The following is an 18,791-nucleotide window of genomic DNA, read 5'->3' as shown; positions in this document are numbered from 1 at the left end:
CTAGCTTTTACACGTTTTCCGGTAAAAGATTCTCCATCATTATATTGCCCTTTCCACTATAAAAATTTGTATTATGTTCATTCACTACTCCAAAATAGGAGGCAATCGCTAGTCCAAATGGCACAAATGCATGTCCTTGTGCTGTAATAATATTTGCGTGCTGTACAACTTCTGTATACACAAAATTTTCTACTGGAAAACAATCTAATTTTTGATAATCTATGGTCACTGTATAAGAGATTTCTTTTAGTAAACCTGCCCTTGCTAACGCATACGGTCCAGCACAAATCGCTGCCACTAATTTTCCTTGCTCAGAAAATTGACGAATAACTGAAAAAAGCAGTTTCGCCTCTTTCATATGTATTTCATCTCCGCCCGGAATGATAATCCCCTCATATTCTTCTACACGCACTTCACTTAATTCTATATGCGGCTGTACTTGTAAGCCTGTTTCACTTATAATCATTTCTTTTGTTAAACCCGCTGTAATGATTTCATATTTCTTTTTCAGCAATGCTGTTGCTACCGTTATTTCAAACTCTGCAAATGTCGGGTATACGAATAATAATATTTTTTTCATAGCCTTTTCTCCCTTAGCCACCCTATAAAATATGCCTCTAATTCGTCCACTGATAATATATTAGTGTCCACATAAGTTACGGGAAATTGTTTATACCATTCTTTTTCAACTTCTACTAATTTAAATTGTTCCTCAAATGTACTTCGATTTCTTGTCCTATCATTATTTCTCCTATCATACAAACTCTCTTTCGAAACATCTAAATAAAAAATTGCATCCGAACGGCATTCTCTTAATTTATACAATTCATCTTTTAATTCTGTTTCTATACCCCACTCTTTCCCTATCATCTTCGGATAAAAGAGTGTATAAAATTCAATATCTTCTGGTCCACGATCAAAAATCACGACTGAGCTTTTCACATTTTGAAACTCTTTTATTTTTGCTTCAATAAACATTTTTTGATTTGTAATAAACCCCTCTTTTGAGTTCATATCTAAATGTAATTCTTTTCTTTTTTCTACAATTGGATATGGATTTTCGTATATAATTGAAAGCTCATATTGCTCTAACCTTTTTGCCAATGTTGTTTTCCCACTTGCCATCGGTCCTTGGAGTGAAATTACGTATGTCATCCCTCTCATTCCCTTGTACTGTATTACATAAATAATAAACAGAATTTTGAAAACTATCAACAAGATATATATCATCTTGTTTCTTATTCTTATCTAACTTATAATAAAAAATAGAGATTATGACGGACGCAAAATAATGTAAGCTTGGAAATCCAAGCTTACATTATTTTTTGCTTTCCCTTTTCTTATAAAAAGAGTATACTAGATTAGAACGTATGTTCTTAATAATTACATACAGTAAGGAGATAGAACAATGGTATACGACACAAAAGCAATTTCTTGGAATGCATCTTTAAAACAACTTCAACGCCGCTATACAAACAAACAAGTTGACCGAAAAGAATTTGAAGATATTGAACTGATGGAATTCTTCCGCGATAACGACTACATTCCTTTACCTACACATATAAGCGGCCTATCAACAACACGTTTTACTTCTTACTCTATTTTCACAACTGAAGATAAAGATCGTAAAGTTGGCACACTCATCATTGAATATGTAGAAAATGACAATGATATTTTATGTGTTGAACAACTATACTTCGTTTAAATCACAACGCTTGGTCAAAATGATCAAGCGTTCTTGCTTTCTATGAATCTCATTGCTTATAATATAAATAAAATACAAAATATTGCTTTCGTTAAAGGAGGGCATACAATTGCTTGAAGGATGGTTTAGTTGGTTTATAGTCGTTTGGACTGTTGTATTATTAGGGCTTATGTCCATTGGTGGATATTTCATGTTCAGAAAATTCCTAAAACGGTTACCAAAAGAAGACGGTATGTCCATTTTGGATTGGGAAGATCACTATATTAATAAAACAAGACACTTATGGGCTGACGAACAAAAACAATTGTTAGAAGAACTAGTAAGTCCCGTTCCGGAATTATTTCGCGATGTTGCCAAATCAAAAATTGCCGGTAAAATTGGGGAACTTGCAATAAAGGAAAACGCTCCAAAAATTACACAAGATTTAATCATACAAGGATATATCGTTGCCACACCGAAGCGCGATCATAAATTTTTAATTAAGAAACTACAAGAAAAAGAGATTGATTATTCTAACTATAAAACTTTACTTGCAAAGTAAGCCCATTATTCCTTATAAAAAAGATTGCTATTTTATAGCAATCTTTTTTATAAGCTCAACTTACAGTTACTGATTTTGTAGCAATTAATCTCGCTTTCGCTAAATCTATCTGTAACCCTACAGCACTCGTATAAATCGTATCACCAGTACCTGTAATATTTACAGAGGTATATGTTGTATTCGCAGCAATTCATCCTGTTGCATTTATATTTGCAATATTAGATTCGGCTCAAGACACTTAAGCTAAGCGAAATTTCGTCATTAACATTCCACTTTCATGTTGTATCAGTACCATCAAGTGGAGTAATTGTTAATGAAGGAACGTCTCCTATACGATCCAACCTAATCTAACTTAGCCACCAATTACCGGTGATAAAACTTCAAACCAAATAGTATTCCTTATATCGGTCCATTCGTAACGTCAAACTTAAATTGCTTCTTCGATGGTCGACAATTTATACATCACAACTAGAATTGAGGAAGTTACCTTTCAGTGATTAACAAAAAACAACGTCTAATCAGACGTTGTTTCTTTATACATATAACACTCTTTACGTTAACTTCATATCTTTTTCATTATAAAAACCATCTTCTTTTTCCATTTCCTTCTGTAATTTCGTAAAGGAACGGTACATTGCAATTCTCCATGAAACAATCATTGCAAACGCAAGTAAGAAGAACATACCGCTAAGTTGTCCTAAATCAAGAGATTGACTTAAGTATGTTTTAAACACGATACGCACGACAAGTAATCCAATTAGTATAAAAACAAATGCTTTTGAACGCTTCAAATAAATCTCTTGTCCTCTAATTTCAAATTTAGATGTTTTAATAAGAAAAATAGAGAAAAACAAACCGACGCCAATTGCTTCTAACATTTCTGCTGGAGTTAATCGAAATTCAGGAAAAACAAACATCAACGCTCCCGTGCTCATAAAAAATGGGGGAAGTATAATTTTTTTCAATGTTGCAGGTTTCTTAGCTGCTTTTAAACGAATAAACATCGCACCGACAGCCATACAAACAGCAACGATACTTGATAACAGAACTATGTTCATATTTTCTCATCCTTTTTTGTGGCTATATGCAAAATATAATTTTATTATATGCTTTTCCGTTAGTATTTCCAACATTTTCACAGAATAATACTAAAAACCGCTAAAACCACCAAATAAACTTGAGAAATATACGATAATTTTCGTCATCCAGTTAAAATATAGGAAGATACCCATGACAATCATAACGTATCCTCCAATCTTCATGAATTTCATACTATTTCTTTTAATCCAAGACATTTTCGTAATAAAGAATGAAAGTACGAAAAACGGGATAGCAAACCCAAGTATGTATGCTATCATATAAATCATTGCTGATTCTGGATTTGTTGCTGCTAATCCAATGACAGACACTAAAATAGGTCCAGTACAAGGCGTCCACCCTGCAGCAAAGGCCAACCCAATTAGAACGGATCCAAAATAGCCACTCGGACGATTTTTAAACGTAAATTTACGGTCTTGCATTAAAAACTTCGGTTTAAACACACCGACAATAATAAGACCGAACACGATGATAAATATACCACCTAACTGTCTAATTAAATCTTTATAATTTGTAAAGATGCCTCCAATAAAACTTGTACCAAATCCAATTGCAATAAAAATAATTGAAAAACCAAGTAAGAAAAACGCTGTATGTATCATACTTCTTTTGCGAAGCATTGCATTTTCTTCTTTCAATTCAGAAACCGACATACCTGTTATGTATGATAAAAATGCCGGATAAAGCGGTAAGCAACATGGGGATATAAATGATAAGAACCCAGCTCCAAACGCTAAAAAAATACTAATATCTTGCATTATTCCACTCCTCTCCTCTTCAATATTGTAGCAAAAACAATTGAAAATACTATGGACATTTCATGAATTCACTTTTCCAACATGACAATAAGAAAAACTACCCTTTCACACACTTTCTAATAAAACGTTTTCATTCCCTTCTATTATATAGAAAGATCTCAATTGAATTATGAAACTCTTTCTAATTGTTACTAACATAACAAAGGTTCCACAGTTTCTCAAATGATTAGCACATTACAATTGACTTCACACCTATTGGCCTTAAAATTTTTTTTCAAATGCTGTCTTTATACAACATAAAGCTGATTTTACAATACTTTAATTATTATTAATTTCAAGATTATGCATAAATATCATACTTTTATTATTATTCTATAAAATTTTGCACTTTTCTTTCATTTGACCCTTCATTTTTAATTTTGTATACTTCCCTCTAGTTATATATGTCCGTTACGGAACAATTTCATATAGATGGGAGGAATTTTTCATGCTTCGTTATTCTCTTTTAGTTTTATTAGGAGCGTGTAGTTATGGGGTTTTAGCTATTTTTGTTAAACTTGCATATGCAGAAGGGTTTTCACTTGGAGAGGTAATTGGTAGCCAGTATTTGTTCGGTTGGATTATTTTACTTGCTATTACACTTCTATTTTCTAGACATCGTGTTCCACTAAAACAAATGTTAATTTTATTCGTTGCAGGAACGTCTGCAAGTTTTACTGGAATTTTTTATTACGCTTCTTTAAAAACTGTACCAGCTTCTATTGCAATTATACTTTTATTCCAGTTCGTTTGGGTTGGGATTATCATTGAAGCAGTCGCAACAAAAACATTACCTTCCAGAGAAAAAGTTATTTCAGTAATCTTCTTACTTGCAGGTACATTTTTATCAAGTGGGTTATTAGAAACATCAGCTGGTGATTTCGATACGACTGGAATCATTTTAGGCTTATTATCTGCTGTTACATTTGCAACATACATTTTTGTAAGTGGGAAAGTTGCCGTTGAAGTACCTTCATTAACACGCGGTGTCCTTTTAATGGCTGGCGCTTTAACTTTAGTCATGATCGTATTCCCGCCAACATTTATTTTTAACGGGGCGATCTCTCAAGGCCTTTGGAAATACGGCTTAGGATTAGGAATATTTAGTATCGTTATTCCGTCCATTGCCTTTACAATTGGCATTCCAAAAATCGGTTCTGGATTAGCAACTATTCTTGGTGCAGCAGAACTGCCAGTTACAACAATTATGTCTGTATTCGTTTTAAAAGAAGCTGTGCTATCTTCACAATGGATCGGTGTATCACTTATTTTAATCGGTATCGCAATTCCGCAAATTGCATACGCAATGCGTGGACGTTATAAAAAACAGCATACTCATAAAAAAGTTGCCGCATAAAACGAGAGAGGATTTTCATTTGAGAATCCTCTCTTTTATTATTGTATAATTAATACAAATACTTCACTTAAGAAAGAGGGCATAATAAGTGGCATCTATTCCTGATCAATTAACAGAAAAACTTATTTCCATTCGTCGGCATTTACATGAAAATCCAGAACTATCATACGAAGAATTTGAAACGACAAAAGCGATAAAAAATTGGTTAGACGAGGCCAATATCACTATTATTGATTCCAATTTAGAAACAGGAGTTATCGCTGAAATTTCTGGTAATAAAAACGGACCGGTTGTAGCGCTTCGTGCTGATATCGATGCCCTTCCTATCCAGGAAGAAACAGACCTTCCATACACTTCAAAAATACAAGGTAAAATGCATGCTTGTGGGCATGATTTTCATACAGCTGCTATTATTGGTGCAGCCTATTTATTAAAGGAAAAAGAATCTTCTCTTAACGGAACTGTCCGCCTTATATTCCAGCCAGCTGAAGAAAGTAGTAATGGCGCTTGCAAAGTTATTGAAGCTGGGCATTTACGTGGCGTGCAAGCTATTTTCGGTATGCATAATAAACCTGATTTACCAGTAGGTACAATCGGTATTAAAGATGGGCCACTAATGGCCGGAGTTGATCGATTTGAAATTGAAATCCATGGTGTTGGTACACATGCAGCTGTGCCTGATGCCGGCGTCGATCCTATCGTTGCATCATCTCAAATCGTTATGGCACTTCAAACGATTGTAAGCCGAAATATTAGTTCTTCTCATAACGCTGTCGTAAGTGTAACAAACATTCATTCAGGGAATACGTGGAACGTTATTCCCGAAAAAGCAATATTAGAAGGAACTGTCCGTACATTCCAAGCTGAAACACGTGAAAAGATTCCGGCATTAATGAAACGTATCATTAAAGGCGTTTCTGATGCACTAGGTGTAAAAACAGAATTTCGATTTTACCCAGGTCCTCCTGCTGTTCAAAACGATAAAGTACTCACTGATTTTTCTATTCATATTGCAGAGAAAATGAATCTAAACGTTATCTCTCCTACACCATCAATGGCTGGAGAAGACTTTTCTTTTTACCAACAAGAAATACCAGGTTCATTCGTCTTTATGGGAACAAGTGGTACACATGAATGGCATCATCCAACTTTTACAGTAGATGAAAAAGCATTGCCTATTAGCGCAGAGTATTTCGCCCTATTAGCCGAAGAAGCTATTCATCAATTATTACAAACAAAAAGCCGTTAAGTTACCCTTAACGGCTTTTGCTTATGCTGTTAAATCTCGTTTTATAAATACAGTATAGGAAACCCCTAAAAATACAGCTAAGTATAGAAGAAGCATACAAGAAGCAAATGGGAATGTTACTCCATCAATAAAGCTTCCACCCTTTAAAAGCCCATATAAATCTGTATTCGCTGGTAATAAATATTTCGCCCATTCATATCTTGCTGCCGGAATTAGCGCTATTCCCCCTGATAATGCAAGAAATAAAGAAATCCCGATTGCACCTCCGCTCGATCTCGTTAAAACGGAAATCATAAAGGCAAATGCAGCATACACAAGAGTTGGTAACCAAGATAAAATATAATATTTACTTGCTTCTACGAAAATATTTTGTTTTATTATATTTCCATTTTGAACGACAAATTCAGCCCAAGCTGGTTGTTGGAATTTATAAATAATCAACCCGCATAATACGGAAAAAATCATATTAAATATAAATAATAATGCCGCAAATATAACGATTGCCAAAAACTTAGATGTTAAAATTTTAAATCGGCTCGCTGGACGAATTGTTAAAAATTTATATGTTCCCCAGCTATATTCATTCGCAAAAATCGTACTCGCATATACGAGAATAAACGGAAGTAAAATTGGAAATACGATAAAACCTGTATCTCTCATAAATGAAAGCGGAGAACTACTTGCTGGCGCTGTATTCGTATCTAAATGCTTCATTTTAAGCTGGTATTCCTTTACAAGCTCGTCTCCTGACTTTTCTGTTAAAATATCCTCTTTTTTCATGCCGAGCTTTTTCTCAATTTCTACAGTGCGTTCTGTATAATCCGCTTTCCACCCTTTTGTTTCTGGCTCTAAATATTTTACCGTAACCCATCCTAATCCAATAATTAATACCGCAATAACTGCAAAAGGAATAATCGTTCGCTTTCGCTTAAATATTTTATACAGCTCGTTATAAACTAAATTAAACAATATCTTTTCCTCCTGTTAATTCTAAAAACTGCTCTTCTAGCGTTTTTCTTTCTTCATATACACGATAAACTTGAATGTTTTTCTCCATCAATGTACGAAGAATATTTGGAACTTCTTCATCTTTCACGTTTATAATTAATTCGTTTTCTTTTACTAAAACATCGTATTCTAAAACCTCTGCCGCTTTATTCGCATCATCTACACGTATATGTATTTCTTCTGCTTCTTCCTTTTTATCACTTTGAATATTTTGTGTTGCGACATATTCTCCATGCTGAATAATAATAACCCTGTCACACATTAATTCAACTTCTGAGAGTAAGTGACTAGAAACAAGAACAGCTTTTCCTTGTTCATGCGCAATTTTCTTTATGTACATCCGCATTTCATGTATACCACTAGGATCTAATCCGTTCGTCGGTTCGTCTAGTATTAATACATCTGGATTATGTATAAGTGCCTGAGCAATTCCTAAACGCTGTCTCATACCGAGTGAATATGCTTTTACTTTACGGTCAATTACTTGTCCCATTCCTAACAATTGCACTACTTCATCGATACGCTCTTCAGTCACATTCCCATTCATTCGTCCGAAATATGTTAAATTTTCATAGCCGCTTAAGAAAGGATAAAATTCTGGTGTCTCAATTACAGCACCAATTTTCGCAGCAGTTTTTTCAAATTGCTGTTTTACAGATTGACCATCAATCCATACTTCTCCTTCTGTCATACGAATCATTCCGACCATCATTCGCATTAATGTCGTTTTTCCAGCACCATTTGGTCCTAATAAGCCAACTACTTCACCTTTTTTCACTTCAAAACTAATATTTTCTACTAACGTCTTTGAACCAATTCGCTTTGTTAATCGATCAACTTTTACGATCGCTTGCTCATTTATCATTCCATACAACCTTTCTTCTTAACTCTTTTTTTCAGTTCTTCCCACTGTATCATGATTAATAACATGTGTAAAATGAAGAAAAAGCCATGATTTCTCATGCCTTTCTCCTCGTTTCATATGACTTTTCACCCTTTAACCTTTGTGTAAACCTACAACATTGCCACATTGATATTATAATGACAGTTATCATAACAACTGCTGTTATCACTACCGCATACATCGTAATCGGTGCATTGGTTATCCCTTGGATTCCTACTGCTTTCATAAAAATAATAATAAATAATTTCAAAAATAACATACCATGAATTAATCCGAAAACAAAAGCTCCTCCATAAGTTAATAATTGCTCCTGACATAATAAACATAACATTTCTTTTCTTGTCATCTTCACTACTTCATACGATTTAAACTCCTCTCTTCTTACCTGTAAAAGAGAGGTTGTCATTTTATATGTAACGAAAATACACACAAAAACTATAAATAGAAACATAGCATAAAACCACTTTACAAATATAGGTGTATATTCCGCTTTACTTATTATAGCTTCATTGAATCGGAATGATATCATAAAAAAACAAATCATTGTATTCATAGCAATCCACATAAATTGTTTTAACCTTTTGGTAGCAAATATTTGTATATTTTTTCTCGCTAACCGAAATAAAGACATAATTCCCCCCTACCTTACTTCATAACATACGCATTCTATACTACTAGTGTATAAGAATATGACATTTTAAACATCGCACTTCAATCGGAATCTTTACTAAGCCTTTAGTCCTAGAAACCAAGCATATTTACCTCTTTAGCATTGAACAAAAAAACAAAAAACGGAAATGCACTTTAGTTACATTTCCGTTTTTTGTTTAACGAGGTGAATCTTTATATAACTTAATTATCATGACTACCTTGTAACTTCATCAACTATTCAGCCTTCGCATCTTCCACTTCAATCCTTTTTTTCTCTCTTGCAATTTTCAAAAACTCTAACAACTCTGGATTGTTATTCATTTTTTTATAAGCCACTGACATTTCTGCAACAAAATTAGAATCACATAACTCTTTATATACAACTTCTGTTTTATACAATTTATTTGCGGATACAGGTATTACCGTAATTCCAATACCTGCCGCTACAAGCCCCATAACAGTTTGATACTCCGTTGCTTCTTGTACAATGTGCGGACTAAAACCTACATCACGGCAAAGCGATAAAATTGTATCATATAACGCTGGCCATACTGGTCTCGTAATAAATACGAACGGTTCATCCCTTAAATCTTCGATATGTATTTCGTCCTTTTCAGCAAGAGGATGTGCCTTCGGTAAACATAAGGTACACGAAAGTTTTTGAATTGGTTCTAACTCAAGTAATTGCGTCGGAATTGGCGGACGTAAAAATCCAATATCAATTCGATTATCATGAAGTGCATGCACCTGATCTGGTGTTGACAATTCATGTAATGCGACAGACACCCTTGGAAATTTCTTTCTATACTCCCTGACGATTGACGGTAAAATATCATATATCGCTGCACCTACAAAACCGATTGAAAGTGATCCTACTTCTCCCCTTTGAGCACTTTGTGCGACTTCTACTGCTTTTTCAATTTGTTCAAACGCTTTTTTCACTTCTTTTAAAAACATTTCTCCAGCTTCTGTTAATTCAACCTTTCTCTTCGTTCTTGAAAATAACATAACTTCCATTTCTTTTTCTAATTGCTGAATTTGTTGACTAAGCGGGGGTTGTGTCATTTGTAGACGAGCAGCCGCTCGTCCAAAGTGCAATTCCTCTGCCACTACAACAAAATATTGCAAATGCCGTAATTCCATTTTGGACACCCTTTTCACTTTCGATTAATACATCTAATATATTAATAACATATAATTTATATATTAGACAAATATTTCGAATGAACGTATAGTAGAAATTGTTAATTATTTTTTACAATTTTTATGTAAAAAACAAAGAGGTGGTTACTGTATGAAATGGTGGAAGTTAAGCGGACAAATTTTATTATTATTTTGTTTCGCTTGGACAGGTGAATGGATTGCAAAACAGGCACACCTCCCAGTTCCAGGAAGTATAATCGGTATTTTTTTATTATTAATCTCATTAAAATTTAACATAGTGAAAAAAGAATGGATACAAGACGGTGCAGACTTTTTATTAAAAGAACTTATTTTATTTTTCATCCCTTCTGCAGTCGCTGTCATTCGTTACAAAGATACATTATCACAATATGGAATCGATCTCATTTTAATTATCGTGATTAGTACACTTTGTGTCACTCTAGTAACAGGGCTTTTAACAGAATTGCTATTAAAGCGGAAAGGATCAACACAATGATCGGCTTTCTTTGTTTACTATTAACACTATTCACATATTGGGTATCTAAAAAAATGTATCAACGCTGGAATTGGAGCTTACTTTCTCCCCTTCTTGTATGTCCAATCATTTTAATTGCTTTATTACTCGGATTAGATACACCGTACGAAACCTACGAATCTGGTAGTCATTGGCTAACAGAATTATTAAAACCTGCAACAGTTGCTTTCGCATGGCCAATCTATAAATATTTTGATCTATTAAAAAAACATGGAACTGCTATTTTAATTAATGTCATTGTCGGTTCTTTTCTATCTGTTATTACTTCCGCACTATTAGCTAATTTTTTTCAAATTGACTCTACAATAGAACAAAGTTTAGCACCGCACATTGTAACAACACCTATTGCAATGGCTATTTCAGAAATGATTGGCGGCATGTCACAATTAACAGCAGTTTTCGTTGTATTAACTGCCTTAACTGGAGCATTACTCGGTCCTACACTCATACGCATATGCCGTATTAAAACAGCGCTCGCAAAAGGTATAATGCTAGGTACTAGCGCGAATGGAACCGGAACATCAAAAGCATTTGAAATCGGCCCTGTAGAAGGTACAATTGCAAGTTTATCAATGCTTTTAACAGCTGGAGCTAGTTTAGTTATCGTTCCACTTTTCTTATCGTGGATACACTAAAAAAGCAAGTATCTACACACTTGCTTTTTTATTTATATATCGGCATATTAGCTCATAATCCTCCGGAAAAGCTAACGATAATTTTCCAACTTCATGTATCCCTTTCCAATCAATCTCATGTATTAACTCATCCGGATCTTGGATTTTCATATTACCGCCTATTTTTTTAACAAAGTAATAATGAACATACACCGGAATCCCATATGTAATACCTTCTTTTTCGTATATTTTATTTACAACCTCCACATTGTAACCTGTTTCCTCCCAAACTTCTCTGATACAACATTCTTCTAGTGTTTCTCCCTTTTCAAGTCCTCCACTTGGGACAGACCATCTTTTTTCTTCCCCTTCTTTTCCTTGCAATACCATTAAAATTTCATTTCTTTCATTCATACAAATAGCTGCCGTACCTATCCATCTCTCCATATACATCCCTCCCCTACTAAAATTCGTCTTCTTTTTTATTTCCCCTTTGAAAAAAGAGGAAATAAGTAAAAAGATGCCGAAAGTTTACATCAACTTCATGAGCAGTCCCTTCTTAGAAATTCAAACCGGAAGGATGAAATTATGATTTCTAAATATGTTGTGGAATGTGTTTTTTGTGAAGAAAACCGAAAACCTCGGCAAGCCGTTGTCACAGTGCCTGCTACTTCTCAGCTACTAGCCATTCAAAAAGTACGAGCTGAATGTAAACGTCGCTTCGGAAAAACTTTATTATTGCAAACAGAAATTAAAGAAGGCTTACTCATTGAACAAAAAGAAAGCTGACCATAAATTGGCCAGCTTTCTTATCCGATCATATTTTCACATGAAGATTAGGGGCATCCTCTTTAAGGATCGGGATTTACCCATTATGTGCGTTCCATAATGGTCATCGAACAATATATTTCTATACAATAAACTATTGAATAGAATAGGGCAAAACTTGTTCGCATTTTTAGAAAAGGGATAGGGATATAATTCAAGTAATACTTCGAATACTCGAACTTTATACTCATTATATTAAAGCAAATCCTTTTATATGAGAAATATGAATTACTTACATAATTCATTCGTAAAATATATTAATAGATTTCTATATATTCTCTTTAATCTACTAACAACATACATCCAGCTAATATTGGTGTCATAATCATCGAAAACCTTAGAAGCATGCGAGGTGCATAATTTGTAAACTTAGCTCCTATATATGCTCCTAACATTGTCCCGATTAAAACTTGTACTAATAATACATAATCTAAATACCCTTCCGAACTATATCCAAACCCACCTCCAATTGCGATTGGTAATATAACGAGCATTGTCGTCCCTACAGATTGACGGATTGTTAAACCTAATAGAACCATTAATCCGAGTTGGATAAAAGGTGCTGAGCCAATACCAAATGCACCTGCTAAAATTCCAGTCACCAATCCGAGGAATATACATTTAATCACGTTATCTTTCGAAAGTTCTTTATGCCCTTTTAAAGACGACTGTGATCTTTTTTGAAACATAATCAACCGAATAAACATAAAAATTGCCGATAAAAATAACATACCAGCTGTAAACCAATGCAACAGATGTGCTGGTATTAACGAACCAAACTTTGAACCAATATAGGATCCAAACGCGCCAAATCCCCCAACAACTCCGCCTATTACAAGCACAACATTCCCTTCTCGGTAATGACTTACTACTCCAGATAATGTCGTAAATGCCATCGCAGTTAAAGATGTTGCAAGAGCAACATGAATAGGGATATGGAATACTAGAGTGAGTATCGCGATGATAAATCCTGCTCCCCCTGCTCCGACAAATCCTAATAAAACTCCCATTAATAACATTGTTATAATAATTGCCACATAATTCCCCTCCAATATCCCAATTATCTATCATATACACACTTCTATACAAACAAAAAGCACCCTAAGCGGATGCTCTGACTACTTTTCTTTATTGATAATATGTATTTAATCTTGATTAATTAAAATAACAGCTGGACCAGAAACAACTACTCCGGCCACTTCTATCTTTTCAAATTCCATCACTGTAATAGATATAACCCCTTCTCTTTCCATCAATTCCTTACTCAGGACTTCAGTCGGTATTGATTTCACCGTCCTACCTCCTTTTCATTTTATACAAAATTACAAAAAACTACCCAATGCATCTAAATATATGCATCACCTCCGCTTTCATTCCTTATTCCAGTCAAAATTCACATCCCCTTTCTATAACATATTGAAAAATAAAAAAGCACTCGCCAAAGCGAATGCCTTTCCATTATTTACTCTCTATTACTTTTAACATTCTATTAATAAATGCTGCCGATTCCCCACGTGTTGCAGAACCTTTTGGCATAAACTCATTATTCTCATTCCCTTTTACAATACCTAACCCATAAACACGTTGAACCGCCTGTTTATCATACGCTAAATTTTGATCCGTAAATGGTAATGAAACTAAATTACCTTTTATATTTTTGTATTGCAATGCACGATCAATCATAATAACAGCTTCATCACGTTTAATCGTATCATTCGGAGCAAATATATCATTTCCTCGTCCACTTATAATCCCAGCACTAGCTGCACGATTAATACCATCTACTAACGATGGATGGGCTGTGCTTAAATCTTTGAAATTCGATTTCCCCTCTGGTAATTGCAATGATCTTGAAACTAAATTCGCAAATTCACCACGTGTTACAAGACGTTCTGGCCAGTAAGAACCCTTCCCGTCTCCAACCATAATACCTCTTTTATCTAATTCACGAATATCTGCTTCATACCAACCGCCAGTTATATCATCTTTATGATTCGTATCATAATAAGCTTTCGTTCCCTGTAAAAATGGCTCCCACGCATTATTCCTTATCATAATGGCCGGACAATTCTTTCCGCTCCAAAATTGATGTTTTTTCACATTTTCTAAAGGAATATTTAACTCCCCCATTAAATAGGCTGCTAGTTTGCGAGCATTTTCCACAGCTTTATTATAATCACCATCTTGATTGACAGCAATTTCAATTGCAATTGATTCTCTGTTACCAGTTCCTTCTGCTCCATCTCCAGCATGCCAAGCATTTTCATTTAATGGTAGATGTTGATAAATTTCTTTATCATCTACTGTAAAATGCCAAGATGCTGAACGATCAGTCGTTCCTGTTGCTTGGCTGTATAAATATTGTGCATGGTTTCTAGCATTTGCTCCAACACTATAATTATCTGTCTCATGAATTGTAATGTATTTTGGTTTCATCGCATAACCTGGACGAATATTTTCATTACCTGTTGGTACAATCATTTCCTTTAATGGTACACCGTAAATATCCGTTGTTTTCTCTTCTATTGGTGCAGTATACATAACCGCTGCACGTTTCGTACGAGTTGGAGTTGTACTTTGGATAAGAGATGCTTTTGTACCCTCAAATTTTGCTGAAGGTGCATAAATCCATTTCACCTCATTATCTATTTGGACTTGGAACCACTCTCCAACTTGTCCAATTGCAATAATTGTTTGCGGTTGTAACACTTTCTCGTCTTTATATGAATTAAATGGTGCGGAATATGTAGCTGTCTCTTCATTAATTACTAATTTTTCGTTTGCCAAGTGATAAACTTCCTTAACCTCTACATTTCCTTCACTACTTTGTATCCACCCAGCTCCAGATTCTGTTTGTATATAGTAAGCGTTTCCTTTTTGTTTTTCGGCTTTCACTACTTGATTAGAAAGCTGAACACCTGTCGCTTTTTGTAACTCAGCAGAATCAAATAAAGATGCTGAACCTATTATATGTACAAAAAAATCTCCTTGTACTTCATTTGTTATTCCTTTGCTCTCTCCACGTCCATCTTCATCTTTCATATGGCTTTCAATACTTTTTAATGCTTGCTCGTCTGTTGAAATCGTTACGGTCTTTTCTACTGTGTCGGCATAGGAAAAACTTGGAATCGTTACCATACTAAATACAATTGATGCAGCTAAAACATTATAAAATTCTTTTTTCATACTAATTATTTAACACGTTTATATCTTAATTCGTGTTAACTTCCCTCCCTAATCTAAAATATTTAAGGCTATCTAGCAGACTTCTAAACTAAATAACCCTTTACAATATAACAAACTCTATCTCATTCGTATAGATAGGAATGACTACTATTTGCCTACTTTTTCTATATTGGAATATAGAAAAGAAGCTATAAAAGATATAGCTTCTCCTCTCACTATTTCAATCTCGTTGTACCTTATACTCTATAACTCTACCATCTTTATCAAATTGCAAAACAAGACATTCACTATCTATAGGAATGAAACCACGTTCATTCCCAAGATAGTACAAAGTAGTAATTCCCTCTGCCCAACTTCTCGTTTTCATAGGGGTCCCTAACAATTTTGTAATTTCCTCGTTTGATTTCCCTATCAATTTATGCTCCTGTAATAGGTCATCTACCATATGTACTCGTTTTTCTTCATAATTTAACCACCGATCCTGATTAAAATTTGAAGTGTATTTATTTATACTTAATTGTACGGTGCATACTAGCAATGGAATGAAACCCACCATCATTATAGTGAACAGTTGTTTCTTACCTTTATCACGTCTTGCCGAAACATGTAAGATAGACTTTTGAATAATAACTAATAAAATAAAAGGCATTACTACCACCAAAATACTCATTACACTCAATGGCACATGAACCATATCTATAACAAAGATAAACACAAGATACATTAATATATACAAACAAAAATAAATGTACAATATTCCCCACAATATAGAGCTTTTACCTTTCTCCACCTAACGCACCTCGCTATTTACACACTTCAAGCCTTGCTCTGCTAATTAAAGTTTCATTTCGAAACATAATTCATCTGACCAATCATATCTCTAATCTTTCTTAGTTCTTGTGCTGTATATATTACTTTACTTGTTAAAACTTCATTTCTGAAAAACGTTACAATTTGCTCTCTATCTTTAAATCTCGGCAATTCTTCATTAGAAAGATCAATAACTTCTTTTCCACTCTCATTTTCAAAATATACAATTGGTTTTACTTTTTCCTTTACAATATCTACTTGCATTTCTTCCAAACAATTATATAAAGTTTGAGATAGCATTTTCGCTTTATACGCTGGATTCCCTTCATTTCTTACTTGCAAAGTTAATGAAGTTCCATCCGTAATAAATTCAAATGTCTCTTCTTTTTCAATTTCATGTTGATACTTACCAATTTCCTCAATCATAAATGAATATATACCCGCATTTTCTCTCGTTAAGCCATGGATTAATTTCCCTGTCCATTCTTTCGTCTCAAGTAGATAAATACCAGCTTTACATAAGATAAGGTGATGAATTCGATTATCATTTATGTCACGTTTATCTCTATATTTATTGCGTATCATAAAAACGTTCGGTATAATATGAAACTCTTCTTCTAGTATTATTCCTTGCTCAACGAAACCTCGCTTCATATAATGTAATGTTTCATGCGCATTCACTTCAGCACCATTTTTGGTATATTCTCGTAAATCCGCAATTAAATTTTGAAACATATGTATTTCACTACTATGCTTATCTTGCATTTCACTACGTTCTTTACTATGTTGAACAGCCAATTGATTTTTCATCATACGCATATTTTCAAGTTCTCTAGCTGTATTCACTTGTAAATCATTATATTTTTTCTGTTCCATATTCTTTAAAGTATCCTGTTGTTCTTTATGCCCTGTAATCGTAGCTGCAATCTCATTTTCATACGTTTCAATCGCTTGTTTCTTTTCAAACTCTACTTGCTGACTCTCTGATTCTAACTGTTTATTTTTATAAAACAGTACAAACACTACAGCTAATAATATTAAAATCCCACCTATTAGCACATACTCCATATTATTACTCCTTTATTTCATTTCCGATTATTTTTAAACATATATCAATTACATTATACTATGCTATCAATATATACTTTGTAAAAATTATATATTTTTAATAAAAGGCACCTCAGTCGAGATACCTTTTAAGTTCACTTTATTGTACACCATACTGAATATAACTTGAATCATAGTATACCCATTGATTTGTCCCTAAGCAAAGCCATCCATCTTGCTTACTCCATACTCGATATGATTCACCATGATGTAACTGTCTTATAACATTCCCGTTTAATGATGGAGCATCTCGCAGATTCACATTATCGCCAGTAATAGTTGCTACATAATGTTTATACTGAATATAACTTGGATCATTATATACCCACTGATTTGTCCCTAAGCAGAGCCATCCATTTTGTTCTCCCCAAACTTCATATGATTCGCCACGATTCAATTGGCGAATTACACTAGACTGTAAAGATGGTCCACTTCGTAAATTCACATTATCTCCATTAATTACAGCAACTCCGTATACTGGAGTCGCATTATTAGGCGTGGAAACATTACCTCCACCACTTGCTCCATTTCCTTGTAAAGCTTCTAATGAAACAGCTGCTGATACGTCACAATTTCCTACACCTGAAATTTGACCAGAATCTGTGTACTGCCATGCTGTCCACTCTGTCCATCCACCAGCATCAGCAGGCGGTATACTAGAATATCTGGAAATCCATAGTGGAATGTCACTTAACCCGCTAATTCCAAATTCATTAATATACCAAACTCCTGTATATAACATTACATTTTTCCCAGTAGCTTGTTTCACATAATTTACGAAACTTCTTGCCCAATTCGATATAGTCGCACCCGTTAAACTACTATTGCTAGTATCCGCTGGCGATTCTAAATCTAAAACAGGGATTAAGTCCGTCTGATTACTCTGTAATATATTCACAAAATATTTCGCTTCTGAAATTGCATCATTTTGTTCTGGATGAGCAAAATGATATGCACCAATTAATACATTCGCATTTCTCGCAGCTTGTACATTTTGAACGAAAGTCGGGTCAATATAGTTCACACCTTCCGTCGCTTTTGCGTACGCCGCTGGAATGCCAGATGACTTCACAGCATTCCAATTAATGTTTCCTTCCCAATGAGACACATCAATAAACGTAATATTTGAACTGGATCTATTTTGCATATAAAAGCTCCTATCAAATTTTGTTATTCTATATACAATATGTACAACTCTAGTTAAAGGACACGACAAACCTCTCACATATTTCGAAAA

The 18,791-nt window shown here is 34.2% G+C and carries 22 protein-coding genes; 7 read left to right on the top strand and 15 right to left on the bottom strand.

Going from position 1 to position 18,791, the window contains the following annotated elements; all coding sequences use genetic code 11:
• Nucleotides 1–7 precede the first annotated feature (7 nt).
• Together B5P42_RS20585 and B5P42_RS20580 are read right to left on the bottom strand one after the other, a co-directional pair.
• Nucleotides 8–580: a DJ-1/PfpI family protein gene (locus B5P42_RS20585; protein ID WP_002167821.1), complete on the bottom strand. Its 573-nt coding sequence runs from the start codon at nucleotides 578–580 to the stop codon at nucleotides 8–10.
• Complete coding sequence (locus B5P42_RS20580) at nucleotides 577–1,155, bottom strand: AAA family ATPase (protein WP_002128548.1); 579 nt, start codon at nucleotides 1,153–1,155, stop codon at nucleotides 577–579. The genes B5P42_RS20585 and B5P42_RS20580 overlap by 4 nt, the downstream gene beginning before the upstream one ends.
• 253 nt (nucleotides 1,156–1,408) lie before the next feature.
• Here B5P42_RS20580 and B5P42_RS20570 point away from each other — a divergent pair, with 253 nt between their 5' ends.
• A complete protein-coding gene (locus B5P42_RS20570) occupies nucleotides 1,409–1,705 on the top strand; it encodes a hypothetical protein (RefSeq protein ID WP_002033506.1) in 297 nt (98 codons plus the stop codon).
• Between the two features lie 109 nt (nucleotides 1,706–1,814).
• Nucleotides 1,815–2,246 (top strand): DUF2621 domain-containing protein, encoded by a 432-nt coding sequence (locus tag B5P42_RS20565; protein WP_002142746.1) that lies wholly within the window; start codon nucleotides 1,815–1,817, stop codon nucleotides 2,244–2,246.
• Between the two features lie 551 nt (nucleotides 2,247–2,797).
• Here the strand turns inward: B5P42_RS20565 and B5P42_RS20560 are convergent.
• Together B5P42_RS20560 and ccdA are read right to left on the bottom strand one after the other, a co-directional pair.
• Entirely contained in the window at nucleotides 2,798–3,304 is a 507-nt protein-coding gene (locus B5P42_RS20560) for a CcdC family protein (RefSeq protein WP_002014224.1), read from the bottom strand.
• 90 nt (nucleotides 3,305–3,394) lie between these two features.
• A complete protein-coding gene (gene ccdA, locus B5P42_RS20555) occupies nucleotides 3,395–4,102 on the bottom strand; it encodes a cytochrome c-type biogenesis protein CcdA (RefSeq protein ID WP_113735069.1) in 708 nt (235 codons plus the stop codon).
• Nucleotides 4,103–4,589: 487 nt separating this feature from the next.
• Between ccdA and B5P42_RS20545 the strand changes: the two genes are divergently transcribed.
• On the top strand, nucleotides 4,590–5,498 hold the full coding sequence (locus tag B5P42_RS20545; protein ID WP_002033502.1) for an EamA family transporter: 909 nt from the start codon (nucleotides 4,590–4,592) through the stop codon (nucleotides 5,496–5,498).
• Nucleotides 5,499–5,586: 88 nt separating this feature from the next.
• Entirely contained in the window at nucleotides 5,587–6,747 is a 1,161-nt protein-coding gene (locus B5P42_RS20540; protein ID WP_044443668.1) for a M20 peptidase aminoacylase family protein, read from the top strand.
• A 21-nt stretch (nucleotides 6,748–6,768) separates the two neighbouring features.
• Here the strand turns inward: B5P42_RS20540 and B5P42_RS20535 are convergent, their stop codons facing one another.
• From B5P42_RS20535 to alsR, 4 genes are all read right to left on the bottom strand, one after another.
• Nucleotides 6,769–7,716, bottom strand: coding sequence for an ABC transporter permease (locus tag B5P42_RS20535; protein WP_002128553.1), 948 nt, complete (start codon nucleotides 7,714–7,716; stop codon nucleotides 6,769–6,771).
• Nucleotides 7,709–8,620 (bottom strand): ABC transporter ATP-binding protein, encoded by a 912-nt coding sequence (locus B5P42_RS20530; protein WP_113735068.1) that lies wholly within the window; start codon nucleotides 8,618–8,620, stop codon nucleotides 7,709–7,711. Before B5P42_RS20530 ends, B5P42_RS20535 begins: the two co-directional genes overlap by 8 nt.
• A 94-nt stretch (nucleotides 8,621–8,714) precedes the next feature.
• Nucleotides 8,715–9,290, bottom strand: coding sequence for an FtsX-like permease family protein (locus tag B5P42_RS20525; protein WP_044443670.1), 576 nt, complete (start codon nucleotides 9,288–9,290; stop codon nucleotides 8,715–8,717).
• A gap of 254 nt (nucleotides 9,291–9,544) precedes the next feature.
• Nucleotides 9,545–10,453 carry an acetoin biosynthesis transcriptional regulator AlsR gene (gene alsR / locus B5P42_RS20520; RefSeq protein WP_002146263.1) on the bottom strand — a complete coding sequence of 303 codons (909 nt, stop codon included), beginning with the start codon at nucleotides 10,451–10,453 and terminating at the stop codon, nucleotides 9,545–9,547.
• 151 nt (nucleotides 10,454–10,604) lie between these two features.
• On the opposite strand from alsR, the gene B5P42_RS20515 reads away from it, so the two are divergent.
• Together B5P42_RS20515 and B5P42_RS20510 are read left to right on the top strand one after the other, a co-directional pair.
• Nucleotides 10,605–10,970 carry a CidA/LrgA family holin-like protein gene (locus tag B5P42_RS20515; protein ID WP_000872360.1) on the top strand — a complete coding sequence of 122 codons (366 nt, stop codon included), beginning with the start codon at nucleotides 10,605–10,607 and terminating at the stop codon, nucleotides 10,968–10,970.
• A complete protein-coding gene (locus tag B5P42_RS20510; RefSeq protein WP_002128560.1) occupies nucleotides 10,967–11,644 on the top strand; it encodes an LrgB family protein in 678 nt (225 codons plus the stop codon). Before B5P42_RS20515 ends, B5P42_RS20510 begins: the two co-directional genes overlap by 4 nt.
• A gap of 12 nt (nucleotides 11,645–11,656) precedes the next feature.
• On the opposite strand, the gene B5P42_RS20505 is transcribed toward B5P42_RS20510, so the two are convergent.
• Complete coding sequence (locus B5P42_RS20505) at nucleotides 11,657–12,070, bottom strand: NUDIX hydrolase (protein WP_002128561.1); 414 nt, start codon at nucleotides 12,068–12,070, stop codon at nucleotides 11,657–11,659.
• 141 nt (nucleotides 12,071–12,211) lie between these two features.
• Between B5P42_RS20505 and B5P42_RS20500 the strand changes: the two genes are divergently transcribed.
• Entirely contained in the window at nucleotides 12,212–12,412 is a 201-nt protein-coding gene (locus B5P42_RS20500) for a DUF3903 domain-containing protein (protein WP_002128562.1), read from the top strand.
• Between the two features lie 320 nt (nucleotides 12,413–12,732).
• Here B5P42_RS20500 and B5P42_RS20495 read toward each other — a convergent pair whose 3' ends face one another.
• From B5P42_RS20495 to B5P42_RS20470, 6 genes are all read right to left on the bottom strand, one after another.
• Nucleotides 12,733–13,488 (bottom strand): sulfite exporter TauE/SafE family protein, encoded by a 756-nt coding sequence (locus tag B5P42_RS20495; protein WP_002128564.1) that lies wholly within the window; start codon nucleotides 13,486–13,488, stop codon nucleotides 12,733–12,735.
• A gap of 108 nt (nucleotides 13,489–13,596) precedes the next feature.
• The gene (locus B5P42_RS20490; protein ID WP_002014405.1) at nucleotides 13,597–13,743 is read right to left on the bottom strand and encodes a BC1881 family protein; all 147 of its coding nucleotides are present in this window, start codon (nucleotides 13,741–13,743) and stop codon (nucleotides 13,597–13,599) included.
• 166 nt (nucleotides 13,744–13,909) lie between these two features.
• Complete coding sequence (locus B5P42_RS20485) at nucleotides 13,910–15,637, bottom strand: S-layer homology domain-containing protein (protein WP_002128565.1); 1,728 nt, start codon at nucleotides 15,635–15,637, stop codon at nucleotides 13,910–13,912.
• Between the two features lie 220 nt (nucleotides 15,638–15,857).
• Nucleotides 15,858–16,427 (bottom strand): hypothetical protein, encoded by a 570-nt coding sequence (locus B5P42_RS20480; RefSeq protein WP_002128566.1) that lies wholly within the window; start codon nucleotides 16,425–16,427, stop codon nucleotides 15,858–15,860.
• Nucleotides 16,428–16,480: 53 nt separating this feature from the next.
• The gene (locus B5P42_RS20475; protein WP_113735067.1) at nucleotides 16,481–17,515 is read right to left on the bottom strand and encodes a nuclease-related domain-containing protein; all 1,035 of its coding nucleotides are present in this window, start codon (nucleotides 17,513–17,515) and stop codon (nucleotides 16,481–16,483) included.
• A gap of 139 nt (nucleotides 17,516–17,654) precedes the next feature.
• Nucleotides 17,655–18,701, bottom strand: coding sequence for a GH25 family lysozyme (locus tag B5P42_RS20470; protein ID WP_113735066.1), 1,047 nt, complete (start codon nucleotides 18,699–18,701; stop codon nucleotides 17,655–17,657).
• Between the last annotated feature and the right edge of the window lie 90 nt (nucleotides 18,702–18,791).

Source organism: Bacillus sp. SRB_331 (assembly GCF_003264175.1).
Taxonomy (GTDB): Bacteria; Bacillota; Bacilli; order Bacillales; family Bacillaceae_G; genus Bacillus_A; species Bacillus_A mycoides.
The sequence above is the reverse complement of the archived record's forward strand: the minus strand, read 5'-3'. Positions and strand labels throughout refer to the sequence as shown.

Bases quoted from the DNA above. Each gene is read 5' to 3' on its own strand.
- B5P42_RS20585 (WP_002167821.1), bottom strand. From the start codon at position 580: ATGAAAAAAATATTATTATTCGTATACCCGACATTTGCAGAGTTTGAA.
- B5P42_RS20475 (WP_113735067.1), bottom strand. From the start codon at position 17,515: ATGGAGTATGTGCTAATAGGTGGGATTTTAATATTATTAGCTGTAGTG.
- B5P42_RS20485 (WP_002128565.1), bottom strand. From the start codon at position 15,637: ATGAAAAAAGAATTTTATAATGTTTTAGCTGCATCAATTGTATTTAGT.
- B5P42_RS20545 (WP_002033502.1), top strand. From the start codon at position 4,590: ATGCTTCGTTATTCTCTTTTAGTTTTATTAGGAGCGTGTAGTTATGGG.
- B5P42_RS20515 (WP_000872360.1), top strand. From the start codon at position 10,605: ATGAAATGGTGGAAGTTAAGCGGACAAATTTTATTATTATTTTGTTTC.
- B5P42_RS20500 (WP_002128562.1), top strand. From the start codon at position 12,212: ATGATTTCTAAATATGTTGTGGAATGTGTTTTTTGTGAAGAAAACCGA.
- B5P42_RS20530 (WP_113735068.1), bottom strand. From the start codon at position 8,620: ATGATAAATGAGCAAGCGATCGTAAAAGTTGATCGATTAACAAAGCGA.
- B5P42_RS20470 (WP_113735066.1), bottom strand. From the start codon at position 18,701: ATGCAAAATAGATCCAGTTCAAATATTACGTTTATTGATGTGTCTCAT.
- B5P42_RS20560 (WP_002014224.1), bottom strand. From the start codon at position 3,304: ATGAACATAGTTCTGTTATCAAGTATCGTTGCTGTTTGTATGGCTGTC.
- B5P42_RS20505 (WP_002128561.1), bottom strand. From the start codon at position 12,070: ATGGAGAGATGGATAGGTACGGCAGCTATTTGTATGAATGAAAGAAAT.
- ccdA (WP_113735069.1), bottom strand. From the start codon at position 4,102: ATGCAAGATATTAGTATTTTTTTAGCGTTTGGAGCTGGGTTCTTATCA.
- B5P42_RS20510 (WP_002128560.1), top strand. From the start codon at position 10,967: ATGATCGGCTTTCTTTGTTTACTATTAACACTATTCACATATTGGGTA.
- alsR (WP_002146263.1), bottom strand. From the start codon at position 10,453: ATGGAATTACGGCATTTGCAATATTTTGTTGTAGTGGCAGAGGAATTG.
- B5P42_RS20525 (WP_044443670.1), bottom strand. From the start codon at position 9,290: ATGTCTTTATTTCGGTTAGCGAGAAAAAATATACAAATATTTGCTACC.
- B5P42_RS20570 (WP_002033506.1), top strand. From the start codon at position 1,409: ATGGTATACGACACAAAAGCAATTTCTTGGAATGCATCTTTAAAACAA.
- B5P42_RS20580 (WP_002128548.1), bottom strand. From the start codon at position 1,155: ATGACATACGTAATTTCACTCCAAGGACCGATGGCAAGTGGGAAAACA.